This is a genomic window from Bradyrhizobium sp. HKCCYLS2038 (assembly GCF_051167655.1).
In the GTDB taxonomy this organism is placed as follows: Bacteria; Pseudomonadota; Alphaproteobacteria; order Rhizobiales; family Xanthobacteraceae; genus Bradyrhizobium.
Genome location: NZ_JBNPTM010000003.1, coordinates 652,401 through 677,998, shown reverse-complemented (window position 1 = coordinate 677,998; position 25,598 = coordinate 652,401). Strand labels below are relative to the sequence as shown.

Here is a 25,598-nt window from a genome sequence, read left to right as displayed (position 1 = left end):
TGTTCTGCAAAGGCTGGCGAATCGTCGGACCGTTCGCCAAGGGACAGTGAAAGAGCGATGAGCGTGACCTCCGGAACCAAGACTGAGAGCGGCGTCGGCGAAACCGTTCGCGTCGTCGTTCATGCGCTTCTCATCGCGCTCGTGATCCGCACCTTCCTGTTTCAGCCCTTCAACATCCCCTCGGGATCGATGAAGGCGACGCTGCTGGTCGGCGATTACCTGTTCGTATCGAAATATTCCTACGGCTACAGCCACTACTCCATCCCGCTGTCGCCGCCGCTGTTCTCGGGGCGTGTCTTCGGCTCGGAGCCGAACCGGGGCGACATCGTCGTGTTCCGTCTGCCGAAGGACGACACCACCGACTACATCAAGCGGGTGATCGGTCTTCCTGGCGACCACATCCAGGTGCGCGAAGGGCTGCTCTACGTCAACGAAAAGCCCGTGCAGCGCGAGCGTCTCAGTGACTTCGTCGGCGAGGACCCCTGCGGTCAGCCCGACTCGACCGCCCGGGTGAAACGCTGGAAGGAAACCCTTCCGAACGGCGTGAGCTACGAGACGCTCGATTGCGTCGACAACGGCTATGTCGACAACACCAATGTCTACACCGTCCCGCCGGGCCACTTCTTCATGATGGGCGACAACCGCGACAACTCGACCGACAGCCGCTTCCTCTCTCAGGTCGGATACGTCCCGTTCGAGAACATCGTCGGTCGGGCTCAGCTGATCTTCTTCTCGATCGCCGAGGGCGAACACGCCTGGGCGTTTTGGCGCTGGCCAGTGGCGGTGCGTTGGAACCGTATTTTCAAATTCGTGCGATGACGGACGATTCACCCGAGATTCAGACCACACAGGCCGCTGCTGCGAGCCCGCAACCCGGCACGGGTGCGCTCGAGGCTGCGCCGAAGTCTGTGTCGCGGCCGAAATCCGAGGCGCGGTCTGACAAGTCCGAGGCCAAGACCGACGCCAAGACCGACGCCAAGACCGACGCCAAGACTGAGGCGAAGACCGAGTCGAAAGAGACCAAGCTGACCGACATGCAAGCCGAGCCGGTTGCCGGCGTGCGCGAGACCCGGTCCGAGGCGGTGTCCGCGTCGGCCGATGGTCAGCCCGATGCCAAATCGCCGCGGAGCAAGACGAAGGGCAGAAGCGGCGCCAAGAGCGCGGGCACCAGCGCAGCCAAGGGCGCGAAGGCTGCCGACAAGGCCGCCAACGCCGCGATCGAAGCGCGCATCGGTCATCACTTTGCCGATCCGTCCCTGCTCAGCACCGCCTTCACGCATGTGTCGGCGCTGAAATCGTCCAAGAAGCGCGGTGACAGCTATCAGCGGCTGGAGTTTCTCGGTGACCACGTGCTCGGCCTCATCGTCTCGGACATGCTGTACCGCTCGTTCCCGAGCGCCGATGAAGGCGAGCTGTCGAAGCGGCTGGCCGATCTCGTGCGCAAGGAGAGCTGCGCCGATGTCGCCAAGTCGCTCGGCCTGCTCGATGACATCAAGCTCGGCGCGGTCGGTGCCGGCGCCGGCGCGCGGCTGCGCAAGTCGGTGCTGGGTGACGTCTGCGAAGCCGTGATCGGCGCCATCTTTCTCGACGGCGGCTACACGGCTGCCGCCGGCTTTGTCGAGCGCAACTGGACCGAGCGCATGCACAAGCCGCGGCGTCCGCTGCGCGATCCGAAGACCGTGTTGCAGGAATGGGCGCAGGGCAAGGGCCTGCCCACGCCGGTCTATCGCGAGGTCGAGCGCACCGGGCCGCATCACGATCCGCAATTCCGCGTCGCCGTCGATCTCCCGGGCCTGGAGCCGGCCGAAGGCGTCGGCGGCTCCAAGCGCGCGGCCGAGAAGGTGGCGGCATCTGTCATGATCGAGCGCGAAGGCGTCAGCGGCGGCAGCAATGACGGCTGAACAACAGGCGGGGCAGACCCGCTGCGGTTTTGTCGCGCTGATCGGCGCGCCCAATGTCGGCAAGTCGACGCTCGTCAATGCCCTGGTCGGCTCCAAGGTCACGATCGTCTCGCGCAAGGTGCAGACGACGCGCGCGCTGATCCGCGGCATCGTCATCGAAGGCGCGTCGCAGATCATCCTGGTCGACACGCCCGGCATCTTCTCGCCGAAGCGGCGGCTCGACCGCGCGATGGTCACGACGGCCTGGAGCGGGGCGCATGACGCCGACCTGGTGTGCGTGCTGCTCGATGCCAAGAAGGGCATCGACGACGAGGCGCAGGCCATCATCGACAAGGCGGCCTCGGTTGCGCACGAGAAGATCCTCGTGGTCAACAAGGTCGACCTGGTGCCGCGCGAAAAGCTGCTGTCGCTGGTCGCCGCGGCCAACGAGAAGCTGCCCTTCGCGCGCACCTTCATGATCTCGGCGATCTCGGGCGACGGCGTCGACGATCTCAGGCGGGCGCTGGCGGAGATGGTGCCGCCCGGTCCGTTCCATTACCCCGAAGACCAGATGTCGGACGCGCCGATGCGTCACCTCGCGGCCGAGATCACCCGCGAGAAGATCTATTCGCATCTGCATCAGGAGCTGCCGTACCAGTCCACGGTCGAGACCGACAGCTGGACCGAGCGCAAGGACGGTTCGATCCGGATCGAGCAGACGATCTTCGTGGAGCGCGACAGCCAGCGCAAGATCGTGCTCGGCAAGGGCGGCGCGACCATCAAGTCGATCGGCGCGCAGTCGCGCAAGGAAATCGCCGAGATCACCGGCGTGCCTGTGCACCTGTTCCTGTTCGTGAAAGTCCGCGAGAACTGGGGCGACGATCCCGACCGCTACCGGGAAATGGGACTCGAGTTCCCCAGGGAATGACGATGAGCGTGCCGCGCAACGTGTTGTGGTTCGAAGTGCTGCTCTACATCTCGCTGATGCTGGATGCGCTGTCGGTCGCCGTGTCGGATCGGACTCCGACGTTCGAGATCACCGAGGACATGATCGCGGCGCAGACCATTCTCAACGGCGTCGTCATCCTGCTGATGTTCTATTTCGTCTACTTGGCTGCACAGCGGCGCAAGAACTGGCCGCGCTGGGTGCTGCTGGCGGCGCTGGTGCTGTCCGACATTTCGCTGGTGCAGGTCATCTACCAGAAGGGTATGACGCTCGACGCTGGCATCGAGGTGATCTCCTGTGCGCTGACGACGATCGGGCTGTACTACTCGTTCACCGGCGATTCGCGCGGCTGGTTCAATGCGTGATGAAGTCGAGTAGGGTGGGCAAAGCGCAGCGTGCCCACCGCGACGCGTGCGTTGCTGCACATGGTGGGCACGCTGCGCTTTGCCCACGCCACGTTCTGTTGCTCGTCTCCTGGAGACCGCTCGTCCGATGGAATGGACCGATGATGGCATCGTGCTCGGCATCCGGCGACACGGCGAATCCTCCGCCGTGCTCGAGCTGCTGACCCGCGAACACGGCCGCCATCTCGGCCTCGTCCGCGGCGCCAGCGGCAAGCGCATGCGGCCGGTGCTGCAGCCCGGCAACACGGTGCGCGCGATCTGGCGCGCGCGGCTCGACGAGCATCTCGGCATGTACGCCATCGACGGGCTGACCCTGCGCGCCGCCGGGTTGATGTCCGCTTCGCACGGCGCCTATGGCGTGACCCATCTGGCTGCGCTGGCGCGGCTGCTGCCCGAGCGTGATCCGCATGAAGACATGTATCTCCGGCTCGAAAACGCGCTCGATGATTTCGACGACGCCGGCGAGGCCGCTGCCCACATCGTGCGCTTCGAGCTCGCGATCCTTGCCGAGCTCGGCTTCGGCCTCGACCTGGAATCCTGTGCGGCCACGGGCGAAACCACTGACCTGATCTACGTGTCGCCGAAATCCGGCGGCGCGGTGTCGCGCACGGCCGGCGCGCCGTGGGCCGACCGGCTGCTGCGGTTGCCGCCGTTCCTGCGCGAGAGCGAGCCGGACCATGGCTGGTCCGACCAGGACCTCGCGGACGGCTTCCGCCTGACCGGCCTGTTCCTGTTGCGTCACGTGCTGGAGCCGCGCGGCCAGGGCCATTCGGATGCCCGCGAGGGCTTCATCAACGCCGTGACTCGGGCCAGGGCGCGGCAGGCGCGGGCGTAGGGCCCGAGGGGACTGATCAATGGGATTGCTCGTCGACGGCCAATGGCATGACGTCTGGTACGACACGGCGGCCTCTGGCGGCCGCTTCGTGCGCAAGGATTCGGCGTTCCGCAGCTTCGTCACCCCTGACGGCCGTCCGGGGCCGACCGGTTCCGGCGGCTTCAAGGCGGAGGCCGGACGCTATCATCTGTATGTCAGCCTGGCCTGCCCATGGGCGCACCGCACCCTGATCATGCGCGCGCTGAAGGGGCTCGGCGACATGATCTCGGTGTCCGTCGTGCACTGGCTGATGCGCGAGCAGGGCTGGACGTTTGCGGAAGGGCCCGGCGTCGTGGCCGATGACGTCAACCACGCTCAATATCTGCACCAGGTCTACACGGCCGCCGAGAACACCTATTCCGGGCGCGTCACGGTCCCGGTGCTGTGGGACAAGGCGCAGCGGACGATCGTGAACAACGAGTCGGCCGAGATCATCCGCATGCTCAATTCGGCGTTCGACAACGTCGGCGCCTTGCCCGGCGACTACTATCCGGAGACCTCGCGCGGCGAGATCGACGCGATCAATGCCCGCGTCTACGACACGCTCAACAATGGCGTCTACAAGTGCGGCTTCGCGACCACGCAGGCCGCCTATGAGGAGGCGATCGCGCCGCTGTTTGCGACACTCGACTGGCTCGAGGAGATCCTGTCCACGCGCCGCTTCCTGCTCGGCGATGCCATGACCGAGGCCGACATCCGGCTGTTCACGACGCTGATCCGCTTCGATGCCGTCTATGTCGGCCACTTCAAGTGCAACATCCGCCGCATCGCCGACTATCCGCATCTCGCAGCCTACACGCGCGATATCTACCAGTGGCCTGGGATCGCCGCGACGGTCAACATCGAGCACATCAAGCGGCATTATTACGAGAGCCACCGCACCATCAATCCAACCGGCATCGTGCCGGTCGGGCCGTTGCAGGATTTCACGGCGCCGCACGGACGCGCGCATCTCGCATCGGCCTGACGAGGGCGCATGGCGGCGGAGCGCGATCTCGATTGTCTGCTGTGCTCGATGGCGCCCGAGTTGCAGGACGGCGTTTTCGTGTTCTGCACCGTCGCGCCGGAGGTCGGCCCGCCAGCCGGGCTGACGCCCCTGATGCTGTTCCGTGAGCGAGAAGCGACCACCCTGATCGTGCGGCGTGAGGATGCGGAGCGGGCAGGGCTGAGCTATCAGTTCGCCGCGCGCCTGATCACGCTGACGGTGCACTCAGCGCTCGATGCGGTTGGGCTCCTTGCCGCCGTGACGACGGCGCTCGCGGCTGCCGGCATCAGCGTCAACGCGGTCTCCGCGTTTCACCACGATCATCTGTTCGTGCCGGAAGCTCGCGCTCACGAAGCCGTGCTGCTCCTGCAGGAGACGTCTCGCCGCGCCGCCACAAGGTGACGGAAGGCAGCGGCCGGGTCATGCCTTGCCTCTGCTGACGTGACGCGCCCGGCCGCGCCGCAGGCCACTCGGCTTCTTGCGCGGGCTGGCCGGCGACCGCTGCGTAGCACGCGCGGCGCGGGGCGCCGGAGGCCGGCGTGGCGCGATCAGGATTCGCGCGGCCTGCGCGCGCACCAGATCCGTCAGCATCATCGCAGCGGGCGACAGCGTCCGGCCCCTCATCCGCAAGATGCCGAACTGCGCGACCAGCAGGTCCGGCGTGCGGGGCTCCTTCAACTCGGCCACCTTGAGCCGGACCAACTGCCCTGAGGCAAGCTCCTGGGTGAGGACGGCGTCGCCGGCAACGAGGATGATGTCGGACCGAATCGCCATTTGCACCAGCAGGCTCGCATTCTCCGATTCGAGCGCGACGTCGAAGCCGCGACCGCCGGGCGCAGCGATCAGGTCATCCAGGCGCCGGCTGAATTCCGGCGGCAGTGCAACGGAGGCGAAGTGCTGGCCGGCGAGATCGCGCGCCGAAAGCTCGCGCCGCCGCGCCAGCGGATGTGTCGGCCGACAGTAGAAGTGGCCGGGCAGGCTGCCGAGCGGCTCGATGTCCAGGCTGTCGTCGGCGCGGATGTCGGTGATGTGCGCGAGGAAGAAATCGAGCTTTCCTTGCTGCAGCGCCTCCATCAGCGCTCGCCAATTGTCCTGCACCACGATGATGCGGACGGACGAATGCTCCGAATACAGCCGGGCCATGGCGTCCGGCAGCAGCGTCAACCCCGTGAAGGCGCCGACGCCCACCGTCACCTCGCCGGCATCTCCCGAGCGCAGCAGGCGCATCTCGCGGCCGAGATCGTCGGCCCCGGACAGCAGCGACCGCGCCCGTGCAACCATCCGTTCGCCGACCGGGGTGATCTCCACCGAGCGCGAGCTGCGGTCGAACAGCCGCATCCCCGCGGCGTCCTCCAGGTTCTGCAAGCTGCGGCTGAGCGCCGACTGCGTGACAAGGGCGCGTTGCGCGGCCCGGGCGAAATGCCGCTCCTCGGCGAGGTAGACCAATTGCTGCAGCTGCCGCAGGGTGGGGATATGCATCGATGCACCCAGATCATTGATCAAGGCAGAACAATTCATTGGATTTCTGAGACGGTCAACTCCAAAATGGCGCAAATACATCAGGGGAAATGCGATGGCGGGGACCGGACAAAGTCGACCCGTGCTTCGGCGTACCCCCAGGCAACAGGCTTTTCCCATGCCCAATGGCGCACAAGCTCTGGTCCAGACCCTCGTCAATTGCGGCGTGCGGGTCTGCTTCACCAATCCCGGCACCTCGGAGATGCATTTCGTGGCGGCGCTCGATTCCGCGCCGGAAATGCGCGCCGTGCTGTGCCTGTTCGAGGGCGTCGCAACCGGTGCTGCCGACGGCTACGCCCGCATGACCGGCATGCCGGCGGCGACGCTGCTGCATCTCGGCTGCGGCCTCGGCAACGGCCTCGCCAACCTGCACAACGCCCGCAAGGGCAAGGTGCCCCTGGTCAATATCGTCGGCGACCATGCCACCTATCACGTCAAGTATGACGCGCAGCTGCAGTCCGACATCGAGACCGTCGCCCGCAACGTCTCGCCCGAATTCGTCTGGACCTCCCAGGTAACGTCGGAGCTCGGCCGCGACGCGGCCGCGGCGGTGAAGGCGGCGTGCTCGTGGCCCGGGCAGGTTGCGACCCTGATCCTGCCGGCCGACGTGTCCTGGGGCGAGGGCGGCGTGGCCGAGCCGGCGCCGGTGATCGCGCCGCCGGCCGCCGCCGACGAGGCGACCATCAAGGCGGTCGCGGAGGCGATCAAGGTGGGCGGCCGCAGCGCCATTCTGCTCGGCGGCACGGCGCTGCACGAGGAGTCGCTGCTGGCGGCGGCGCGCATCGCCGCGACCCATGGCGTCAAGATCTTCGCCGAAACCTTCCCGACCCGCATGCAGCGCGGCGCCGGCCTGCCGGGCGTGGAGCGCATCGCCTATCTCGCGGAGATGGCCTCGCTGCAGCTCAAGGAGATCGACACGCTGATCCTGGTCGACGCCAAGGCGCCGGTGTCGTTCTTCGCCTATCCCGGCAAGAAGAGCTATCTGCCGCACGACGGCTGCAACGTGCTGACCCTGTCGACACCGGCGCAGGACGCGGCCGGCAGCCTGACCAGGCTGGCCGCCGCGCTCGAGGCCGAGAACGCCACGCCGGTTTTGGCGCCGGCGTCGCGGCCCGGACGTCCGCGCGGCAACAAGCTCACGGCCGAGAAGGTCTGCAAGGCGGTCGGGCATCTCCTGCCCGAGAACGCCATCATCGTCGACGAGGCCATCAGCTCCGGCCTGATGCTGTCGAAGTTCACGGCCGGCGCGCCCCGGCACGACCTGATCACGCTCACCGGCGGCGCCATCGGGCAAGGTTTGCCGAATGCGATCGGCGCCGCGATCGCCTGTCCTGACCGGCCGGTGATTGCGCTGATCGGCGACGGCAGCTCGATGTACACGATCCAGTCGCTGTGGACGATCGCGCGCGAGCGGCTCAACGTCACAGCCGTGATCTTCAACAACGCGTCCTATTCGGTGCTCAATGTCGAGCTCGAGCGGGTCGGCGCAGAGAAGATCGGACCGAAGGCGCGATCGCAGCTCGACCTGCACGGGCCGGTCCTGAAGCTGGCGCAGATCGCCGACGGCATGGGCGTGCGCGCGACCCGCGTCAGCACGCCCGACGAATTCACCTGCGCGCTGAAGGGCGCGCTGGACCGGCCGGGACCGCATCTGATCGAGGCGATGGTGCCGCCGGCGCTCACCGGGCTCAAGCTGAAGCTGCTGCCGCATCTCTTGGGCTCGCTGGAACGGATGCCGCGGCCGGTGGCGCACGCGCTCAAGCGCAAGATCGCGCCGTGACGCCCCATTCTGTGGCAGCCTGACATGAGCAAGACGCTTCGATCCGATGTCGTCATCGCTGGCGGCGGCCTCGCCGGCATCGTCACTGCGCTCGAGGCGCTACGCGCCGGCAAGTCGGTCACCATCGTCGACCGCGACACGCCGGAGCGTTTCGGCGGCCTGGCGCTGTGGGCGTTCGGCGGCATGGCGCTGGTGGGCACGCCGCTGCAGGCGCGCATGAGGATTCCGGATACGCCTGAGATCGCGCTGCGCGACTGGATCAGGTTCGGTGAGCTCGACGAGACCGAGCACTGGCCGCTGCAATGGGCGCGCACTTACGTCGAGAAATCCCGTACCGACGTCTACGACTGGCTGCTCGCGCATGGCGTGACGTTCATGCCCGCGGTGAACTGGGTCGAGCGCGGGCTGCAGGGCGACGGCAATGCGCTGCCGCGCTATCACATCGTCTGGGGCACCTCGCAGCGGCTGACGCGCGTGATGATCGCGGCGATGCGTGCCTCTGACAATGGTGGCAAGCTCACCGTGCTGCACCGTCACCGCGTCGTCGGCCTCGACCGCGCCGCCGGTGCAATGTCCGGCGTCGTCGCCGTCGACGAGGAGACCGGCGCCGAGATCTGCATCACCGCACCGATCACTGTGCTGGCGATGGGCGGCATCAATGGCAGCCATGACCAGGTCCGCGCCAATTGGCCGAAGGGCCGGCCGCTGCCGGCTGCGATGCTCAACGGCGCGCATCCGTTCTCCGACGGCCGGCTGCATCACCATGCGGTCGAAGCCGTCGGCGCCGAGATCACCCACGCCGGCGAGATGTGGAACTACGCGGCCGGCATCCCGCATCCGTTTCCGCATTTCGAGGGCCATGGCCTGTCGCTGGTGCCGTGCAAATCCGCGCTCTGGCTCAACCATCGCGGCGAGCGCATCGGGCCGGAGCCGCTGGTCACCGGCTTCGACACGCATACGCTGTGTCAGCGCGTCGCGGCGCAGGAGAAGCCGTATACGTGGCACCTGCTGAACTGGCGCATCGCGGCCAAGGAGTTCGCGATCTCAGGCGCCGAGCACAACCCGCGCATCCGCGACCGGCAGATGGCGATGTTCCTCAAGGAGACGCTGCTCGGCAATCACCGCCTGATCAGCCAGATGCAGCGCGAGAGTCGGCACTTCCTGGTCGACGAGACCCTGGCCGGCCTCGCTGCGAAGATGAATGCGCTCACGGGGACCGACGACGTCAAGCCCGAGGTGCTCAAGGCGACCGCTGACAGCTTCGATGCCAACTTCGCCAACGGCGACAAACTCCACAACGACGATCAGCTGCGCCGCATTCTGCACGCGCGGCAATGGGGCCCCGACAAGCTCCGCACCTGCAAGCCGGAGCCGCTGCAGATGAGCGGGGCAGGGCCTTACATCGCGATCCACATGCAGCTGATCACCCGCAAGAGCCTCGGCGGTCTCAAGACCGATCTGCAGAGCCGGGTGCTCGACGCCGCGGGCAGCCCGATCAGCGGCCTCTATGCCGTCGGCGAAGCCGCCGGCTTCGGCGGCGGCGGCGCCTCCGGCAAACGCTCCCTGGAGGGCACCTTCCTGCCGGGCTGCATTCTCACCGCACGGGCGGCCGCGCGCGCGATGTGAGGAGCGCGGCGGCGCGCGACGCCCGGTGAGACAGACGCGTCGTTGGTTCGAAGCCAGGAACTCTCCGCCCGTCATTCCGGGGCGCCCGCAGGGCGAGCCCGGAATCCATACCCACGACTGCGTTTGGTAAAACGAGATCGACGCCCACAGCCATCTTGCCCAGCCATGATGGCCTGTGGGTATGGATTCCGGGCTCGCCCTGCGGGCGCCCCGGAATGACGGCGATATAGTGTGGGTTAGCCGCGACAATTTTTTCCGTGAGCGGCTGTCGATCCCGTCCCTCTGCGTTCGTCTTCAAGGCATCAGCCAAGGAGACCCCTGATGAAGATCTACTGGATCAAGGCCCAGGCCCCGCGGCGCGTGCTGGCGCTGGTCAAGCATCTCGGCGTGCCCGCCGAGTTCATCGACATCACCCGCGGCCTCAAGACGCCGGAGTTCGCTGCGCTCAATCCCAACATGAAGGCGCCGGTGCTGGTCGACGGCGACACCGTGCTGTGGGAGTCCACAGCGATCATGGCGCACCTCTGCATCCGCGAGAGCTGCGACATGTGGCCGGCGCGCGATCCGCAGGAGCAGGTCGAGGTGCTGCGCTGGCTGGCGTGGACCGACAGCCACTGGAACCCGGCGGTGGCTCCATTCTATTTCGAGCACATCGTGCGCAGGAATTTCGGCCTGGGGGCGCCGAACCGCGCGGCGCTGGTCGACAAGGTCGCGCCGCTCAAGACGTTCGCATCCGTGCTCGACGCGCATCTGCGCTCGCACAGTCACATCGCCTGCGACCGTCTCACCATCGCCGATTTCGCCGCCGCCTCGATGGCGACCGACTGGCGCGACGCGGAGATGCCGCTGGAGTCGTTTCCAAACATCGTCCGCTGGCTGGATGGACTGATGCGGCTGCCGGCGTGGTCCGATCCATGGCCGGAGAAGCAGTCGGCCGCCGCGTAGGCTCTACGGCTGCACCGTGCCGTGGCCGAGCTGCTTCGAGATCTCGGCCGCGCAGGCACGCAGGCGGTTCGCCAGCGGCGATTGCCAGCCGGCATCGAAGCTGCCCGCCGGTCCCATCGCTGTGATCACCAGCGCGACGTGCCCGGCGTGGTCGAACACGGGGGCTGCGAAGGCATTGACGCCGGGCAGGGGATCGCCGACGGCGCGGGCGAGGCCCTGCGCGCGGACCTCGTCCAGCATCTCCGCGACTTTCGGGCTCTTCGGTGCGCGCTTCGGATTGTAGCCGACGCCGAGACGGTCGAGGCCGGCGTCGAGCGCCGCCTTCACCGTCTTGGGCGGCAGGAACGCCGCGAAGGCGCGGCCGGTCGCGGTCTCCAGCAGTGCCATGATCGAGCCGACGCGCATCACGATGTGTACGGCGTGGCTCGGCTCCTCCAGCCGCACCACCGTAGGCCCGTTGGTGCCCCACACCGCGAGCGACACCGCGTGATCGATGGCGCTGGCGAGCGCGGCGATCTTGGGCGTCGCGATCCGCACCGCCGACAGCCGGCGCAGGCTGATCAGGCCGAGCTCGAGCGCCAGCGGGCCGATCTCGTAGCGGCCGGTGGTCTCGTCCTGCTCGATCAGGCCGATGCGCGAGAAGCTGACGAGATAGGGATGCGCCTTGGCGGGCGGCAGGCCGGCCTCGCGCGCGAGGTCGCGCAGCATCATCGGCTCGCCGCTGCGCGCCAAGGCCTGCAGCAAGCTGCCGCCGACCTCGATCGACTGGATGCCGCGGCTCTCTCTGCCCATGCGCTGGTCCCCCGGTCCGGCTGCTGCCTACACCGCGAGGAAGCCGCCGTCGACCGGCAAGGTCACGCCGTTGACGTAGGACGCCATGTCGGAGACCAGGAACACCACCGGGCCGACCAGCTCCTCGGGCTGGCCGACGCGGCCGAGCGGCGTGCGGCTCATGAAGCCAGCAAGCCGCTGCGGATCGTTGCGCGTGGACTCGGTCATCGCGGTCGCGATCACGCCGGGCGCGATCGCATTGACGCGGATGCCGTCGGCGGCAAGCTCGCGCGCCAGCGCCTGGGTCAGCGACTTCACGCCACCCTTGGACGGCGAGTAGCCGAGCGTGTTGCTGATGCCGATGAAGGAGGCGACGGAGGCGATGTTGACGATCGTGCCGCGCGTCTCGCGCAAGGCGGCGAGGAAGGCGTAGGTGACGTTGAACACGCCGTTGAGATTGACGTCGATGACACGCTGCCAATTCTCTGCGGCGCGCGGGGAATCGATGTTCTCGCGGATGATGATGCCGGCATTGTTGACGAGGATGGCGATGGCGCCGACCTCAGCCCGTATCTGCGCCGCCAGCGCCGTGCAGCCCGCGGCGTCGGTGACATCGAGCCGATGCGCCCAGGCCTTGTGGCCGCGGCCGCGGATCTCGGCCGCGCAGCGCTCGGCGCCATCCATGTCGATGTCGGTGATCACGACATCGGCGCCGCGGTCCGCGAGCCCGAGCGCGATCGCACGGCCATTGCCATTGCCGGCGCCGGTGACCAGCGCGAGCTTTCCGGCCAACATCTGATGGTCGCTCATGCGGCGCTCCTTTGGGCGGCACTTTCGGCGAGATGCCGGCCGGCAATGTAGCCGAAGGTCAGCGCCGGTCCCAGCGTGATGCCGGCGCCCGGATAGTTGCCGCCCATGATGCTCGCCATGTCATTGCCGGCGGCATAGAGCCCCTCGATCGGCTGGCCCTGCGCGTCGAGCGCGCGGGCATGCTCGTCGGTGCGGATGCCGGCATAGGTGCCGAGATCGCCGATCACCATCTTGATGGCGTAGAACGGCCCGTCCTTGATCGGCGCGACGCACGGGTTCGGCCCGTGCAGCGCGTCGCCCTGGTAGCGGTTGTAGGCGCGCGAGCCCTTGCCGAACGCCGGATCCTGGCCGAGCGCTGCGTCGGCATTGAACGCAGCCACCGTGGCCTCCAGCGACATCGCATCGATGCCGGTGACGCGCGCCAGTTCGGCCAGCGTCGCGCCGCGCTTGAGATAGCCCGTGCTGAGATGGTGCCCGAGCGGCATCGGGAACGGCGGCACGCAGCCGAGCCCGTAGCGGCGCAAGGAGCGATGGTCGGTGATCAAATAGGCCGCGATCTCGCGCCCCGGCTTGGCCGTCTTGACCATCGCCTGCACGAAGTCGTGGTAGGAATTGCCCTCATTGGCGAAGCGCACGCCATCCGGGGTGACCGCGATCACCCCCGGCTTGGCACGATCGATGAAGTGCGGCATCACGCCCTTGCTGCCGTCCTTGCGGGTGGTGACGGAGACCGGCACCCACGCCGCCGCATGCGGCAGGCCATCCTCGACGCGGCCGCCGACGGCTTCAGCGAGCCGCAAGCCGTCGCCGGTGTTGCCAACAGGGCCGGGCGAAAAATGCTCCTGGCCGCTGGGCGCATGCGGGAACATCGCCTTGCGCCTGTCCACGTCATGCGGAAAGCCGCCGCAGGCGAGCACGACGCCGAGCCGCGCGTTGACTCGGACACGCTTGCCCTGCCGCGTCACGACAGCGCCGCGCACTGCATCGCCGTCGCGGATCAGCTCGGCCACGGGCGAGGACAGCCACAATGGAATGCCGAGATCGAACGCCGACTTCGCCAGCCGGCCCGCCAGCGCATTGCCGTTGGTCAGCGTCATGCCGCGGCCGTGGCGCAGCACGTCCATCGCATGTTTCGACAGCCGCTTGGCGACGTAGAACGCCGATGTCAGCGACTTGGTCGCGCGCATGAAATGGATGATCTCCTTGCCGGAGCCGAGCATCATGCCGAACACGGTGAGCTCCGGCAGCGGCTGGCCGAGATCCTTGACGTGATCGCCCAGCTCGCGGCCGTCGAACGGCCGTGTCACCATCGAGCGGCCGCCCTGCGTGCCGCCCGGCGCCTCCGCGTGATAGTCCGGGAAGGTCAGCGGCATGTCGAATTTCAGAGCGGTATTGCCGGTGAAGAAGTCGACCGCCTCCGGGCCCTTTGTCAGGAACGCGTCGACGCGCGCCGCATCAAAGCTGTTGCCGGCCTCGTGGCGCAGATAGGTGCGCGCCAGTTCCGGCGGCTCATCGATGCCCCAGGCTTTCGCGAGCGACGTGCCCGGGATCCACAGCCAGCCGCCGGAGCGCGCCGTGGTGCCGCCGAACCGTGGCTCCTTTTCGGTGACGACCACCTTCAATCCGGCATGGGCGGCGGTCACCGCCGCCGACAGCCCGGCACAGCCGGAGCCGACCACCAGCACGTCGCAATCATAGGTATCGCCGTCTCTGGCATCGGCTCCGCTCATGCGTGCGCTCCTACTTCTTCAACAGCGGGCACTTGGATTCCGAGACCGGCCGGAACGCATCCTCGCCCTTCACGGTCTTGATGATCTCCAGATAGTCCCACGGCTCCTTCGATTCCGACGGCTTCTTGACGCGGGCGAGATACATGTCGCGGATGACGCGGCCGTCCTCGCGCAGCTTGCCGCCATGAACGAAGGTGTCCTCGATCGGCAGCTCGCGCATCTTGGCCATGACCGTCTTGGCATCGTCGGTGCCGGCCGCCTTGATGGCCTTGAGATAATGCAGCACCGAGCCGTAGACGCCGGTCTGGATCATCGTCGGCATCACCTTGGTGCGGGCAAAGAACTTCTGCGACCAGGCGCGGGTCTTGTCGTCCATCGCCCAGTACGACGCCGTGGTCATGTAGGTACCCTGCGCCGCCTCGAGCCCGATCGCGTGCACGTCGGTGTCGAACATCAAGAGGCCGACCAGCTTCTGGCCGCCCTTGACCAGGCCGAACTCGCCGGACTGCTTGATCGCATTGTCGGTGTCCTGGCCGGCATTGGCGAACGCCACGACGTCAGCCTTCGAGCTCTGTGCCTGCAGCGCGAAGGATGAGAAGTCGGCGGTGTTGGTCGGATGCTTGACGCCGCCGAGGATGGTGCCGCCGAGCTCCTTGATGAAGCGCGTCGCGTCCTTTTCCAGCTGCTGGCCGAACGCGTAGTCCGCGGTGATGAAGTACCAGGATTTGCCGCCCTGGCCGATCACGGCCGAGGTCGTCACCTTCGACAGCGCATAGGTGTCGTAGGTGAAGTGCACGGTGTTCGGGCTGCACAGCTCGTCCGTTAGCGAGCTCGCGCCGGGGCCGGACAGCAGCGCGATCTTGTTGCGCTCGCGCACCATGTTGTGCACGGCGATCGCGATGCCGGAATTGGGGATGTCGACGACGGCGTCGACCTTGCCGTTGTCGAACCAGTCGCGAACGATGGTGGTGCCGACGTCGGTCTTCATCTGGTGATCGGCGCTGATGATCTCGATCGGCTTGCCGAGCACGGTGGGGCCGAACTCCTCGACCGCCATCTTCGCCGCTTCCACCGAGCCCGGACCGCTGTTGTCACGTCCCCAGCTCGACAGGTCGGTCAGCACGCCGATCCGTACCACGTCGTCGGAGACCTGAGCCGACGCACTCGTCGCAATGAATGATGCCGTTGCCAGGAACGCGCAGGCGAGCCACTGCCGTCGCATGAAGAATCCTCCCGGTTGCTTCCCGCTCTGTCGGCGGCGATGCAAGGAAGTTAGGTAATGACGAATAGATTTGTCAATAACGAATAAGCGAGGCGCAGTCCGGATTGTTGACTTGCTAGGTCGCGAGGCGGCTTGGTTTCGCGGGACGGCATGGCCGTTCCTCGCCGTCATTCCGGGGCAATCGACGACGCGCGTCAGCGCGTTGACGGTTGAACCCGGAATCCCGAGATGAGGGACGCAAGACAATGTCGAGATTCCGGGTTCAAGGCCTGCGGCCTTGCCCCGGAATGACGGGGTGGGGCACTTTGTAAGTGAGTCCGACCTACACCCGCGGCATGATCTGCAGTTCAAGGAGTGCCAATCGCTGCATCACGGCGGGGTCGCGTTCCCCGGTCTTGGCGGTGCGAAGCACGGATTCGGCGAGCAGGTTGACATGGGTGGAGCTGACCGGCTCGGGGAGGGCGGCGACCGCGCCATCGAGCGCCTCGGTCATCAGCGCGATCACGTCGGGTGCAAAGGCGGCGTCTGAGAAGTCCTTCATGGAGACGTGTCCGCAGCGGGAGCTTCGGGGGACATCGATCACGCGGCACATTTGTCAGCTGGCAACGCGCTGGCGGCCGCAGCGGTTCCGGCTCAGCCGAAATTCGGTTATACAGAATTAGCTGGCCTGCCATGCGCGGATTGCCCGTCGAGCCAATCTGTCGCAGGCTTATCGACTTGTGTCGTCGGGCAAATCAGGACGATGTTTCCGCGCATCCCGCCTCAGTCGGAGGGGCGTTGCGCGCGATCGTCACGACACGCGAGGCGGGGAGCGGTGGCCTGTCGGCTCGCAGCGCGCTTCACGGCGTGCGGACGAACGAAGCCGGCAGGACGATGAAATCGCAGCGTCCCGGCACCCCGATGCTGGTGCCAAGTCGGCGATGCATGCGTCAGCGCATGGCGCCGATGACGGTGGCTAACAAGCCGGACACCGGGGAGACTGCGTATAAGTCGGTAGCCCATCGCGCAGGGAGGGCCGGGTCGTCCGGCTGACCTGTGGTTCCTGCCGCCTGCATTTTTTTTCGCAGGCGGGCCACGGGCCTCAGTCGAGGTCCGGCCTTCCCTGCGCCCTCCTGTTAGATGAGGGCGGATCGAAATTGATAGCTCGGGCGCGGATTGCGTCGCGAGAACGAAGAGACGCATGCCATCGTCATTGCGAGGAGCCGAAGGCGACGAAGCAATCCAGAGTCGTCGCGGTGCTCTGGATCGCTTCGCTACGCTCGCGATGACGGCGGTTTTGGAGCTACCCCTTGATGAAGGCCAGCAGATCCGCGTTGATGACGTCGGCATGCGTGGTGGCCATGCCGTGCGGGAAGCCCGGATAGGTCTTCAAGGTCCCATGCTTGAGCAGCTTGATGCCGATGCGGGCGGAATCGTCGATCGGAACGATCTGGTCATCCTCGCCATGCATCAGCAGCACCGGCACGTCGATCGCCTTGAGATCCTCCGTGAAGTCGGTTTCCGAGAACGCCTTGATGCAATCGTAGTGCGCCTTGGTGCCGCCCATCATGCCCTGGCGCCACCAGTTGCGGATCACGCCCTCGGACACCTTGGCGCCGTCGCGGTTGAAGCCGTAGAACGGGCCGGTCGGAATATCGAGGAAGAACTGCGCGCGGTTGGCGGCGAGCGCCGTGCGGAAGCCGTCGAACACCTCGATCGGCAACCCGCCGGGATTGCTCTCGGTCTTCACCATGATCGGCGGCACCGCGCCGAGCAGCGCAGCCTTGGCGACGCGGCCCTTGCCGTGCTTCGCCACGTAGCGCGCGACCTCGCCGCCGCCGGTGGAGTGGCCGACGTGAACGGCGTCCTTGAGGTCGAGCTTGGCGGCGAGCGCGGCGACGTCGGCGGCGTAGGTGTCCATCTCGTTGCCGTGCTCGGTCTGGCTCGAGCGGCCGTGGCCGCGCCGGTCATGGGCGATGACGCGAAAACCCTTGTCGAGGAAGAACAGCATCTGCGCATCCCAATCGTCCGACGACAGCGGCCAGCCATGGTGAAAGACGATCGGCTGGCCCGAGCCCCAATCCTTGTAGAAGATCTGCGTGCCGTCCGATGTCGTCACGAATCCTGAGCTCATGGGGAATCTGCCTTTCTCACTGCATGGGACTTGCCGCGTTCAAGGCGCGGCGCGCAGTCACCTTAGCGGTGCAGCATGACGATCTCAGCTACACAGAATAGTGTGCGACATCGTTGCACGCCGAAGCGCATCGGCCTGCGCAATTCGTGGGCGCCAAGCTGCGGCAGGGCCGAGCAGGCTGCATGTTTGGCGGGCTGCGATGCGGTTCCATGCCGGCCGTTTCGCGTCGTTCGGCCGGGAACCGGACAGGCCCGTCGTTGCGCCCAGGGCCGCGATCGCATAAAGCGTGTTCCCAAATCGTTCGTTTCAGCTCAAGTCCTTGGGCTAACCCACTGAAAGCTCTCGCTTATGGGAAAATCACTGATTCCGCCGGAGCCGGCGGAGATCCACGAGGTGACGCTGCGGGATGCGCTCGAAGAGCGCTATCTCGCCTATGCGCTCTCGACCATCATGCATCGCGCGCTGCCCGACGCGCGCGACGGCCTCAAGCCGGTGCATCGACGCATTCTGTACGGCATGCGGCTGCTGCGGCTCGATCCCGGCACCGCGTTCAAGAAGTCCGCCAAGATCGTCGGCGACGTGATGGGCTCGTTCCATCCGCACGGTGACCAGGCGATCTACGACGCGATGGTGCGCCTCGCGCAGGATTTCTCGTCGCGCTATCCGCTGGTCGACGGCCAGGGCAATTTCGGCAATATCGACGGCGATAATCCGGCCGCCTATCGCTACACCGAAGCGCGTATGACCGATGTCGCGCGCCTTTTGCTCGAAGGCATCGACGAGGACGGCGTCGAGTTCCGTCCGAACTACGACGGCCAGTCGAAGGAGCCGGTGGTGCTGCCCGGCGGCTTCCCGAACCTGCTCGCCAACGGCGCGCAGGGCATCGCCGTGGGCATGGCGACCTCGATCCCGCCGCACAACGCTGCTGAGCTGTGCGACGCCGCGCTGCATCTGATCGAGAAGCCCGATGCCAAGTCGCGCGCGCTGCTGCGCTGGGTGAAGGGTCCGGACTTCCCGACCGGCGGCACCGTGATCGATTCCAAGGAACAGATCATCGAGGCCTACACCACCGGCCGCGGCTCGTTCCGCGTGCGCGCCAAGTGGAAGCAGGAAGAAGGCAACCGCGGCACCTGGATCGTCGTCATCACCGAGATCCCGTATCTGGTGCAGAAGTCGCGCCTGGTCGAGAAGATCGCCGAGCTGCTCAACGAGAAGAAGCTGCCGCTGGTCGGCGACGTCCGTGATGAATCCGCCGAGGACGTGCGGCTCGTCATCGAGCCGAAGTCGAAGAACGTCGATCCCGCGCTGATGATGGAATCGCTGTTCCGGCTGACCGACCTCGAGAGCAAGATTCCGCTGAACCTGAACGTCCTGATCAAGGGCAAGATCCCGAAGGTCGTCGGCCTCGCCGAGTGCCTGCGCGAATGGCTCGATCATCTGCGCGACGTGCTGCTGCGGCGCTCGAACTACCGCAAGAAGCAGATCGAGAACCGGCTCGAGATCCTCGGCGGCTACCTGATCGCTTATCTCAACATCGACGAGGTGATCCGGATCATCCGCACCGAGGACGAGCCGAAGCCGGTCTTGATGAAGACCTTCAAGCTCACCGAGGTGCAGGCCGAGGCGATCCTCAACATGCGCCTGCGGAGCTTGCGCAAGCTCGAGGAAATGGAGATCCGCACCGAGGACAAGAACCTGCGCGGCGAGCTCAAGGGCATCAATGCGCTGCTCGGGTCCGAGGAGCTGCAGTGGGCCAAGGTCGGCGAGCAGGTCAAGACGGTGCGCGACCTATTCGGGCCCAAGACGCCGCTCGGCAAGCGCCGCACCAACTTCGCCGATGCGCCCGAGCATGATCTCGCCGCCATCGAGGAGGCCTTCATCGAGCGCGAGCCGGTGACGGTGGTCGTCTCCGACAAGGGCTGGGTGCGCACGTTGAAGGGCCACGTCGCCGATCTATCGAACCTGCAGTTCAAGACCGATGACCAGCTCGGCCAGGCGTTCTTCGCCGAGAACACCTCGAAGGTGCTGCTGTTCGCGACCAACGGCAAGTTCTACTCGCTCGACGTCGGCAAGCTGCCGGGCGGCCGCGGCCATGGCGAGCCGATCCGGATGTTCATCGATCTCGACCAGGACGCCTCGATCGTCTCGATGTTCGTCACCAAGGGCGAGCGCAAGTTCCTGGTGGCGGCCTCCGACGGCCAGGGTTTTGTGGTCAAGGAAGAGGATTGCCTCAGCAATACCCGCAAGGGCAAGCAGGTGCTCAACGTCACGGCGCCGGCGGAAGCCCGCGCGATCACCACGGTCACGGGCGATCAGGTTGCGGTCATCGGCACCAACCACAAGATGGTGGTGTTCGGGCTCGACCAGGTGCCGGAGATGGCGCGCGGCCGCGGCGTCCGCCTGCAGAAATACACCAGCGCGCAGCTGTCCGACGTCACGACGTTCGAGCAGAAGCAGGGGCTCGCCTGGAAGGATTCCGCCGGGCGCGACCAGGGCTTGAGCTGGAAGGAGCTGGCCGACTTCCGCGGCAACCGCGCCGACGCCGGCCGCGTCGCGGCAGGCCTGCCGAAGTCGAACAAGTTCAACCGGCCGATCGAGTGAGGCGAGCGGGCGTGAGGTGAGCGAAGCTCGGCGATCTTCCGATGGTCCGATTTGGCAACAGCCGGACCGACAAAGAAGGTCGTCGTCCCGGGCAAGCCCCGCGCGCATAGCGCGTGGGGCGCCGACCCGGGACCCATAGCCACAGGACGCGGGATGGGGCAGGCTGGAACGACGCGCGTGCCAACCGATTGCCGCCGGTGGTTATGGGTCCCGGCGTTCGCCGGGACGACATCTCATTCCGTTATCAGCACCTGTTAAGTGGTCTCATGGCGCACTCCCATTCGCATCACGACGACCACGATCATGGTCATTCCGAAGATCACTCCCACGCGCATTCCCACGGGCACGGCCACGCCGGCCACAGCCATGCGCCCGCCAGCTTCGGCATGGCGTTCGCGATCGGCGTCTCGCTCAACAGCGCCTTCGTCGTCGCCGAGCTGATCTTCGGCTACGCCGCGCATTCGCTGGCGCTGATCTCGGACGCCGTCCACAATCTCTCCGACGTGATGTCGCTGCTCTTGGCGTGGGGCGCGCTGTGGCTGTCGGCGCGGCGGCCGACCGATCGTCATACCTACGGCTATCGGCGCGCCTCGATCCTCGCAGCGCTGATCAACGCCGGGCTGCTGCTGCTCGTCGTCGGCGGCATCGCGGTCGAGGCGTTCGACCGGCTGCGCAATCCGGGCGAGGTGGCCGGCACGACCGTGCTGTGGGTCGCGGCGCTTGGCATCGTCATCAATGGCGCGACAGCCATGCTGTTCATGCGCGGCCGCGATACCGATCTCAACATCCGCGGCGCCTATCTGCACATGGCGGCCGATGCGGCCGTGTCGTTCGGCGTCGTCATCGCCGCGCTGATCACGATCTGGACCGGCTGGCTATGGGTCGATCCCGTCGTCAGCATCGTCATCGCCATCGTGATTCTGCTCAGCGGCTGGGATCTGGCGCGCGACAGCGTCAACCTCGCGCTCGATGCCGTGCCGCGCGACATCGCGCTGCCGGAGGTGCGTGACTATCTCGCCTCGCTCGATGGCGTCCACGAGGTGCACGATCTCCACGTCTGGGCGATGAGCACCAACGAGACTGCGCTGACCGCGCATCTGGTGTGCCCCGACGGCACAGACGACGCGTTCCTGCATCAGGTCTGCGCCGAGCTGTCCCGCCGCTTCAACATCCAGCATCCTACCCTGCAGATCGAGGCCGACGGCAAGCCATGCAAGCTGGCGCCGGCCGACGTGGTGTGAGCCGCCGATGCCTCAGCTCCAGCCCGCCAATCTGAGCAGAACACCGGCGGCGCAGGTGGCGGCGAGCACGGTGAGCATGCCCTGTTTGAAGCGAATGATCGCCACCGCCGCGGCGATCGCCAGCGCCAAGGCCGGGCCATTGACACTCGACAGCACGGGCGCATCGAAGTCGACGCCGAAGCCGCTCACCGGAACGGTCTTGCGGAACAGCGTATGCAGCGCGAACCAGATCGACAGATTGAGGATCACGCCGACCACCGCCGCGGTGATCGCCCCGAGCGCGCCGGAGAGACCCTTGTTGCCGCGCAGAACCTCGATGTACGGCGCGCCCACGAAGATCCACAGGAAGCACGGCGCAAACGTCACCCAGGTGGCGAGCAGGCCGCCCAGCGTGCCGGCGATCAGCGGCGAAAGCGAGCCGCCATCGCGCGCGGCGGCGATGAAGCCGACGAATTGCAGCACCATGATCAGCGGCCCCGGCGTGGTCTCGGCCATGCCGAGACCGTCGAGCATCTCCGCGGGTGCAAGCCAATGATAGTGCTCCACCGCCTGCTGGCCGACATAGGCGAGCACCGCATAGGCACCACCGAACGTCACCATCGCCATCTTGCTGAAGAACAGCGCGATCTGGCTGAACGTGTTCGCCGCGCCCAGCATCGCGACCAGCGCGATCACCGGGGTGAGCCACAGGGCGAGCCAGACGAGGGCGGTGACGATCGTTCGCCGCGCATTCGGCTTGGCGTGATCGGGAAGCACCTCCCCGAGCGCGCTGTCGCCGTCGCCGTTCTTGCCACTCCCGTGACCCGCCGCGGCGAACTCGGGACGACCGGCGCGCGCGCCGAGATAGCCGATCACGCCGGCGCCGATGATGATGATCGGAAACGGCACCGCGAAGAAGAAGATCGCGATGAAGGCGATCGCCGCGAGGGCGATCATGACGTTGTTGCGCAGCGCGCGGCTGCCGACGCGCACCACCGCCTGGATGACGATGGCGAGCACGGCGGCCTTCAAGCCGAAGAACAGCGCCTCGACGAACCAGACGTGACCGAAGGCGACGTAGATCCAGCTCAGCGCCATGATCGCGATGATGCCGGGCAGAATGAACAGCCCGCCGGCCATCAGGCCGCCGGCCGTCCGGTGCATCAGCCAGCCGATATAGGTCGCGAGCTGCTGCGCCTCGGGGCCGGGCAGCAGCATGCAGTAGTTGAGCGCGTGCAGGAACCGGCTCTCCGACACCCAGCGCTTCTCGTCCACGATAATGCGATGCATGACCGCGATCTGGCCGGCCGGGCCGCCGAACGACAGCAGCGCCACCCGCAGCCAGACCTTGAATGCCTCGTTGAAGCTGACGCCATGTGTGGCGTCAGCTTCGGTGGAGGCTGTCGATGAGACCAGCTCGGTCATGGCTTCACTCTGTTGGTCGGCCAATTGTGCGATTCGGCCGTCGCGTCGCGGCACCAGCGATAGAACGCATCATAGAGCCCAAGGCCAGCCTCGAGTTGCGCGAGATCGTCATCGTAGATGCGCGACAAGCCGAGCGACGCCGCCAGCAGGCCGGCCGCCTCCGGACAGAGATCGAGCCGCGCGGTGTCGGCCGCGCGCACGATCGTGGCCAGCCGCTGCAGGGCCGGCGTCGTCAGGCCAAGCTCCTCGATCATCACGTCGAAGGTGCAGAGTTCGCCGCGATGGCTCCAGAACGTGTTCTCGACGTCGAATGGCGCAGCCTTGAAACGCTCGCCCACGGCCATCACATCGGGCGGCGCGACGTAGAGGATGACGGCCTGCGGATCGACGAAACGCCGGATCAACCAGGGACAGGCGATCCGGTCGATCTTCGGCCGGGCGCGGGTGACCCAGACGGTGCGTCCCCTGGTGTCGCGGGGCGGCAGCTTGGCCACGGGCACGAGCGGCAGACCAGCGGCCAGCCACGCCTCGAAGCCGCCTTCGAGATTTTCGGCCGATGCCTTGGCGACGCGCAGCCAGGCCGCGGAACCTTGCGACCACTTGGCGCCGCGCTGGCAGACGACGACGACCGCGCGGCCGGCAAAGTCCGCGCTCCATTGCGGAGCGTCCTCGGCGGAGCGCCGGATGGAGCCGGGAAGGAGCCGCGGATCTATGGCGAAATCCTCGTCCATGCGAACGTCGATCAGCACCGGGCACTGCGGTGTTCCGATCAACCGGCCGAGCTTGTCAGGAGAAATCGATGCGAAGGATGACATGATGCGTCCTCGTGTCAAAAATGACGGGACGCGATACTTGGGCATGTCGCCTCGTGGGGAGATCGCGAAGTCCCCATGCGGAATATTACAGCGGAACCGGTTGGTCGTGTCAATCGTCGTCGCGTCGCGGTATGATCGGCACTTGCCGGGCCGGCCATCGATGTCCGACACGCCATGGCGCGCGCATCACCTACAAAGAAGATTCAAGCCAACCATGACCGTAACGATCTATCACAATCCGGCCTGCGGCACGTCGCGCAACACGCTGGCGATGATCCGCGCCTCCGGCGAGGAGCCGGACGTGATCGAGTATCTGAAGACGCCGCCGAGCCGCGGTCAGCTGATTGCGCTGGTCAACGCGATGGGGATCAAGGTCCGTGACGTGCTGCGCGAGAAGGGGACGCCTTATGCCGAGCTCGGGCTCGGCGATGCCAGGTGGACCGACGATCAGCTGATCGAGGCGATGCTCGCGCATCCGATCCTGATCAACCGGCCGATCGTGGTGACGGGCAAGGGCGCGCGGCTCTGCCGCCCGTCCGAGCGCGTGCTCGACCTGCTCGACCATCCCGTCGCCTCCTTCACGAAGGAGGACGGCGAGGTGGTGAGCCGGCCGTTTTGAAGTTTGGAAATGTGAGTTGAAATGGACGTTGCGACCCGTCTCGACGTGATGAACTGGCTCGTGGCTCAGGGCCTGACCGGCGTACCGGAGAACGAAATCCTGCGCGGCTTTTGTGAGCGCTGCTGCGCGGCCGGGCTCGCCTTGTCGCGCAGCATGGGGATCATCGATACGCTGCATCCGATTTTCGAGGGGCGCGGCTTCCGCTGGAATGATCGCGACACCAACGAGGCCGACAGCTTCGAATATGGCTCGAGCAACGAGGGAGAGGCGGCACAGAACTGGCGGCGCTCCGTCTTCCACCACATGCTTGAGAACGGAGATGACGAGTTCCGCATCGACCTGCTGAATGCCGCCCATCTCGACTTTCCAGTCATCGGTGAGCTTTCCGGACAGGGGCATCGGCACTATGTCGCCTTCGTGCACCGGTTCGGCGACGCTGGCACGCTCGGGCAGATGGACTGCTTCTATTCGAATTGGCTGACGCGGCGCGACGTTGGTTTCACCGAGGCGCAGATCGGCGCATTGCGGGACCTGGTGCCGGTGCTGGCGCTGACGATCAAGTCCGCGCAGCAGGTCGACATCGTGCGCACGCTGGGCCGGGTCTATCTCGGCCGCGATGCGTCCGAGCAGGTGCTGCGCGGCCGCATCTCCCGCGGCGTCACCGAGCGCATCAATGCGGTGCTGTGGTTCTCCGATTTGCGCAGCTCGACCGCGATCTCCGAGAGCATCTCGCCCGACGAGATCATCCCACTGCTCAACGACTATGCGGAAGCGTCGATCGACGCCATCTACGAGTCCGGCGGCGACGTGCTGAAGCTGATCGGCGACGGCGTGCTGGCGATCTTCACCGGCGACATGGCGTCGGCCCGTCAGGCCGCGCTGCGCGCCGAGCATCGCTTCCGGCTCAACATCGTGAAGCTCAATGCACGACGAAGCAGCGAGGGGCGGCCGGTGACGTCGGCCTATGTCGGCCTGCATGTCGGCGAGGTGTTCTACGGCAACATCGGCAGCGAGGACCGGCTCGACTTCACCGTCGTCGGTCCGGCGGTCAACGAGGTCAGCCGCATCGCCTCGATGTGCCGCTCGGTCGATCGGGAGTTGCTGGCGTCGGCCGAATTCTGCGCAGGATTGGACGACGAGGGCCGCCGCTATCTGGTGTCGACCGGCCGCTACGCGCTGCGCGGCATCGGCCGTGCGCAGGACCTGTTCACGCTCGATCCGGAGATCGCGGCGAGCGCGCCTGCGACACGCGCCTATGAGAACTACCTGGCGGACGAGATGTCGCAGGCTTGACCCACGTCAATGCCCGGGGAT

23 protein-coding genes are annotated in these 25,598 nt (G+C 66.5%); 14 read left to right on the top strand and 9 right to left on the bottom strand.

The window, feature by feature from the left end; genetic code table 11:
- Nucleotides 1–57 precede the first annotated feature (57 nt).
- The 7 genes from lepB to ACQR1I_RS16980 all read left to right on the top strand — a co-directional run bounded on the left by lepB (nt 58) and on the right by ACQR1I_RS16980 (nt 5,491).
- On the top strand, nt 58–819 hold the full coding sequence (gene lepB, locus ACQR1I_RS17010; protein WP_434866802.1) for a signal peptidase I: 762 nt from the start codon (nt 58–60) through the stop codon (nt 817–819).
- On the top strand, nt 816–1,901 hold the full coding sequence (gene rnc, locus ACQR1I_RS17005) for a ribonuclease III (RefSeq protein ID WP_434866803.1): 1,086 nt from the start codon (nt 816–818) through the stop codon (nt 1,899–1,901). Before lepB ends, rnc begins: the two co-directional genes overlap by 4 nt.
- Nucleotides 1,891–2,808, top strand: a complete 918-nt coding sequence (gene era / locus ACQR1I_RS17000; protein ID WP_434866804.1) for a GTPase Era — start codon at nt 1,891–1,893, stop codon at nt 2,806–2,808. Before rnc ends, era begins: the two co-directional genes overlap by 11 nt.
- A 2-nt stretch (nt 2,809–2,810) precedes the next feature.
- Nucleotides 2,811–3,191 carry a hypothetical protein gene (locus ACQR1I_RS16995; protein ID WP_434866805.1) on the top strand — a complete coding sequence of 127 codons (381 nt, stop codon included), beginning with the start codon at nt 2,811–2,813 and terminating at the stop codon, nt 3,189–3,191.
- A gap of 127 nt (nt 3,192–3,318) precedes the next feature.
- Entirely contained in the window at nt 3,319–4,065 is a 747-nt protein-coding gene (gene recO, locus ACQR1I_RS16990) for a DNA repair protein RecO (RefSeq protein WP_434866806.1), read from the top strand.
- A 19-nt stretch (nt 4,066–4,084) separates the two neighbouring features.
- Complete coding sequence (locus tag ACQR1I_RS16985; RefSeq protein WP_434866807.1) at nt 4,085–5,071, top strand: glutathione S-transferase family protein; 987 nt, start codon at nt 4,085–4,087, stop codon at nt 5,069–5,071.
- 9 nt (nt 5,072–5,080) lie between these two features.
- Nucleotides 5,081–5,491 (top strand): ACT domain-containing protein, encoded by a 411-nt coding sequence (locus ACQR1I_RS16980; protein WP_434866808.1) that lies wholly within the window; start codon nt 5,081–5,083, stop codon nt 5,489–5,491.
- A gap of 18 nt (nt 5,492–5,509) precedes the next feature.
- Here the strand turns inward: ACQR1I_RS16980 and ACQR1I_RS16975 are convergent, their stop codons facing one another.
- Nucleotides 5,510–6,568: a LysR family transcriptional regulator gene (locus ACQR1I_RS16975; RefSeq protein WP_434866809.1), complete on the bottom strand. Its 1,059-nt coding sequence runs from the start codon at nt 6,566–6,568 to the stop codon at nt 5,510–5,512.
- Nucleotides 6,569–6,725: 157 nt separating this feature from the next.
- Between ACQR1I_RS16975 and ACQR1I_RS16970 the strand changes: the two genes are divergently transcribed.
- The 3 genes from ACQR1I_RS16970 (at nt 6,726) to ACQR1I_RS16960 (ending at nt 10,958) form a co-directional block, all read left to right on the top strand.
- On the top strand, nt 6,726–8,387 hold the full coding sequence (locus ACQR1I_RS16970; protein ID WP_434866810.1) for an acetolactate synthase large subunit: 1,662 nt from the start codon (nt 6,726–6,728) through the stop codon (nt 8,385–8,387).
- Between the two features lie 24 nt (nt 8,388–8,411).
- Nucleotides 8,412–10,013, top strand: a complete 1,602-nt coding sequence (locus ACQR1I_RS16965) for an FAD-binding protein (RefSeq protein WP_434866811.1) — start codon at nt 8,412–8,414, stop codon at nt 10,011–10,013.
- A 321-nt stretch (nt 10,014–10,334) separates the two neighbouring features.
- Nucleotides 10,335–10,958, top strand: coding sequence for a glutathione S-transferase family protein (locus tag ACQR1I_RS16960; protein ID WP_434866812.1), 624 nt, complete (start codon nt 10,335–10,337; stop codon nt 10,956–10,958).
- Nucleotides 10,959–10,961: 3 nt separating this feature from the next.
- On the opposite strand, the gene ACQR1I_RS16955 is transcribed toward ACQR1I_RS16960, so the two are convergent.
- The 6 genes from ACQR1I_RS16955 to ACQR1I_RS16930 form a co-directional block, all read right to left on the bottom strand.
- Nucleotides 10,962–11,750, bottom strand: a complete 789-nt coding sequence (locus tag ACQR1I_RS16955; protein WP_434866813.1) for an IclR family transcriptional regulator — start codon at nt 11,748–11,750, stop codon at nt 10,962–10,964.
- Nucleotides 11,751–11,777: 27 nt separating this feature from the next.
- A complete protein-coding gene (locus ACQR1I_RS16950) occupies nt 11,778–12,539 on the bottom strand; it encodes an SDR family NAD(P)-dependent oxidoreductase (protein WP_434866814.1) in 762 nt (253 codons plus the stop codon).
- Entirely contained in the window at nt 12,536–14,269 is a 1,734-nt protein-coding gene (locus ACQR1I_RS16945; RefSeq protein ID WP_434866815.1) for an FAD-dependent oxidoreductase, read from the bottom strand. The genes ACQR1I_RS16950 and ACQR1I_RS16945 overlap by 4 nt, the downstream gene beginning before the upstream one ends.
- Before the next feature lie 10 nt (nt 14,270–14,279).
- A complete protein-coding gene (locus ACQR1I_RS16940) occupies nt 14,280–15,491 on the bottom strand; it encodes an ABC transporter substrate-binding protein (RefSeq protein WP_434866816.1) in 1,212 nt (403 codons plus the stop codon).
- A 322-nt stretch (nt 15,492–15,813) separates the two neighbouring features.
- Nucleotides 15,814–16,032 (bottom strand): hypothetical protein, encoded by a 219-nt coding sequence (locus ACQR1I_RS16935; protein ID WP_434866817.1) that lies wholly within the window; start codon nt 16,030–16,032, stop codon nt 15,814–15,816.
- A gap of 741 nt (nt 16,033–16,773) precedes the next feature.
- The gene (locus tag ACQR1I_RS16930) at nt 16,774–17,604 is read right to left on the bottom strand and encodes an alpha/beta fold hydrolase (protein WP_434866818.1); all 831 of its coding nucleotides are present in this window, start codon (nt 17,602–17,604) and stop codon (nt 16,774–16,776) included.
- A 348-nt stretch (nt 17,605–17,952) separates the two neighbouring features.
- Between ACQR1I_RS16930 and parC the strand changes: the two genes are divergently transcribed.
- On the top strand, nt 17,953–20,205 hold the full coding sequence (parC, locus tag ACQR1I_RS16925) for a DNA topoisomerase IV subunit A (RefSeq protein WP_434866819.1): 2,253 nt from the start codon (nt 17,953–17,955) through the stop codon (nt 20,203–20,205).
- Nucleotides 20,206–20,471: 266 nt separating this feature from the next.
- Nucleotides 20,472–21,446: a cation diffusion facilitator family transporter gene (locus ACQR1I_RS16920; RefSeq protein ID WP_434866820.1), complete on the top strand. Its 975-nt coding sequence runs from the start codon at nt 20,472–20,474 to the stop codon at nt 21,444–21,446.
- A 12-nt stretch (nt 21,447–21,458) separates the two neighbouring features.
- Here the strand turns inward: ACQR1I_RS16920 and chrA are convergent, their stop codons facing one another.
- Nucleotides 21,459–22,850: a chromate efflux transporter gene (gene chrA / locus ACQR1I_RS16915; protein ID WP_434866821.1), complete on the bottom strand. Its 1,392-nt coding sequence runs from the start codon at nt 22,848–22,850 to the stop codon at nt 21,459–21,461.
- Nucleotides 22,847–23,665 (bottom strand): chromate resistance protein ChrB domain-containing protein, encoded by an 819-nt coding sequence (locus ACQR1I_RS16910; protein WP_434866822.1) that lies wholly within the window; start codon nt 23,663–23,665, stop codon nt 22,847–22,849. The genes chrA and ACQR1I_RS16910 overlap by 4 nt, the downstream gene beginning before the upstream one ends.
- Nucleotides 23,666–23,879: 214 nt before the next feature.
- On the opposite strand from ACQR1I_RS16910, the gene arsC reads away from it, so the two are divergent.
- Both arsC and ACQR1I_RS16900 read left to right on the top strand, forming a co-directional pair.
- Nucleotides 23,880–24,284 (top strand): arsenate reductase (glutaredoxin), encoded by a 405-nt coding sequence (gene arsC / locus ACQR1I_RS16905; protein WP_434866823.1) that lies wholly within the window; start codon nt 23,880–23,882, stop codon nt 24,282–24,284.
- A 21-nt stretch (nt 24,285–24,305) separates the two neighbouring features.
- On the top strand, nt 24,306–25,577 hold the full coding sequence (locus ACQR1I_RS16900; RefSeq protein WP_434866824.1) for an adenylate/guanylate cyclase domain-containing protein: 1,272 nt from the start codon (nt 24,306–24,308) through the stop codon (nt 25,575–25,577).
- Nucleotides 25,578–25,598: the final 21 nt, after the last annotated feature.